Below are 2155 nucleotides of genomic sequence, written 5' to 3'. Positions count from 1 at the left end.
GAGCTAAATATTTGGCGTCTTGCAATTCACCAAACGATTGAGGAGGATTTTTTATTAAAGAGACATTATAAACCAGTGAGAGATTGCTGTAGGCAAAAGGAATTAGACGCAAAGAGGGATCAAACATTGTTTCTTTAATTAAACTATCTTCATTAAAAGATTCCGGAGGAACAAAATAGGCAGCAAGAGTTTCTGAAACGGCAAAGCTGTTGTCAATTCCGATAGCAAGATCGTATTTACCATAGTTTTTCTTATCTTTCACGGCATTACAAAGTTCCGCTGTATTAGGAAAAAGGACAACTTCCAGTTTGCAATTATGCTTGTTTTGAAAATCTGGGACAATTGAGTGTTCAAAACCAGATTTACGAAATTCTTCGGTGGCATATAGAATCAGTTTATGTTTATAATTCTTATTTGCTTGTTTATCACCTTCCTTGCTACAGGAAAATAATGACATAACTATGAACACAATACAGAATATTTTAAGCTTCATTTAGTATGCTCCGAATAGAAACCAGGCAACGATAAAATCCATAACCAAAATAAAGACGGAAGAATATACCACAGTTTGAGTTGTTGCCTTGCCAACTCCTTCCGCCCCTCCAAAACAACGGTCTCCATGATAACAGGCAAAAGTTGTGATGATAAATCCGAAGACAATGGACTTGGCTAAACCACCCCACAAATCAGAAGCAGTAAAGTAACTACGCATATTATTAAAAAAAGTGTAATAGTGAATTCCATAGCGCAACCAAGAAAAATACCAAGCACATACTATTCCCACTGCGTTGGCAAACACAGTCACTAAAGGAAATGCTAAAACACCTGCTACAATTCTTGGCATATAAAGAAACTCGTAAGGGTCTATATTCATACTTTCCAAAGCGTCAATTTGTTCGCTCACTCTCATTGTGCCAATTTCAGCAGCAAGTGATGCACCCACTTTTCCGGTTAGGACTAAAGCCGTCAAAACAGGTGCTAATTCAATCATTGTGGACTTACCGATAAGAACACTTAACAGATTTACCGGAACATAACCTTTGGATTGATACACTGCCTGTAAAGCAGTTACCAACCCTGTAAAGGCGGCGGTTAACAAAATCAGGAAAAGGGAATCAAAACCTATTCGTTTGAACTGGATCAAAAACTCCTGATAGCGTTTATAAAGAGAAGGAATCTTGCCTAAACACTTACCCACGAAGATTGTATATTCACCTATACCGGCAAAAATATTACTGATCATATTTAGTATCAAGCGGGCGGAAAAGAGTGAATTCCTGATCAAATCCCAATTCGACACTTCCGGTTGGACCGTGTCTATTTTTTGCTATGATAACTTCCGCAATACCAGGTTTATTAGTGGTTTCGGCAAAGTAATATTCGTCTCGGTAAATAAACATTACTACATCTGCATCTTGTTCAATGGCTCCTGATTCACGCAGGTCTGCCAGTTTGGGTCTTTTATTATCTCTGTTCTCAGCAGCGCGATTCAGTTGGGAAAGAGCGATCACAGGGATTTTCATATCTTTTGCTAAAATTTTTAAGGCGCGTGAGATCTCAGAAATTTCCTGTTGCCGGTTATCCTTTTCCCTTGCTAAGGACATTAATTGCAAATAATCTATGATAATAAGATCCAAACTTCCCAGTTCAGCTGCCAGGCGTCTGGTTTTGGCTCTAATATCCAAAGGAGTGTTTGTTCCAGAATCGTCTATATATATATGTTTGGCAGAGAGGACTTCGGATGCTTGCATAATACGCACAAGCTTGTCATTATTCATTCCATATCCTCTCAGCATACCATCCATTTTAACTTCAGAGGCAGAACTGAACATTCGCATAACAACTTCGTCCGCTGCCATTTCCATTGAAAAAACGGCAACTTTTTTATTTAAGTTTACGGCTGCATGAGCTGCAATATTTAAAGCCAAAGAGGACTTTCCCATCGCGGGACGCGCCGCTATAATAATAAATTGCCCGGGTCTGAAACCACCTGTAAATGCGTCTAAATCTACAAAACCACTACCGACTCCCGTTACTGGACTTTTAGTAGAGGCAATTTTATCTATATTATCCAAAACTTCTTGGCTGATTTGCTCAAAACGGACAAAACCTTGATGGCTGGGTAATTCTGCTATGGCAAAAATTGCCTGTTCTG

3 protein-coding genes are annotated in these 2155 nt (G+C 38.9%); all 3 read right to left on the bottom strand.

Annotation, left to right across the window (positions count from 1 at the left end):
• Nucleotides 1–493, bottom strand: a 493-nt coding sequence (locus tag ABFC98_01780) for a thiamine ABC transporter substrate-binding protein (GenBank protein MEN6444757.1), incomplete at its 3' end; no start/stop codon positions are given.
• The gene (locus tag ABFC98_01775; GenBank protein ID MEN6444756.1) at nt 494–1243 is read right to left on the bottom strand and encodes an ABC transporter permease; all 750 of its coding nucleotides are present in this window, start codon (nt 1241–1243) and stop codon (nt 494–496) included.
• On the bottom strand, nt 1233–2155 hold a 923-nt coding region (gene dnaB / locus ABFC98_01770; protein ID MEN6444755.1), incomplete at its 5' end, for a replicative DNA helicase. The genes dnaB and ABFC98_01775, both read right to left, overlap by 11 nt.

Source organism: Candidatus Cloacimonas sp. (assembly GCA_039680785.1).
Taxonomy (GTDB): Bacteria; Cloacimonadota; Cloacimonadia; order Cloacimonadales; family Cloacimonadaceae; genus Cloacimonas.
The sequence above is the reverse complement of the archived record's forward strand: the minus strand, read 5'-3'. Positions and strand labels throughout refer to the sequence as shown.

What these genes read in the sequence shown, in the direction of transcription:
- ABFC98_01775 (MEN6444756.1), bottom strand. Translation starts at nt 1,243, where the DNA reads ATGATCAGTAATATTTTTGCCGGTATAGGTGAATATACAATCTTCGTG.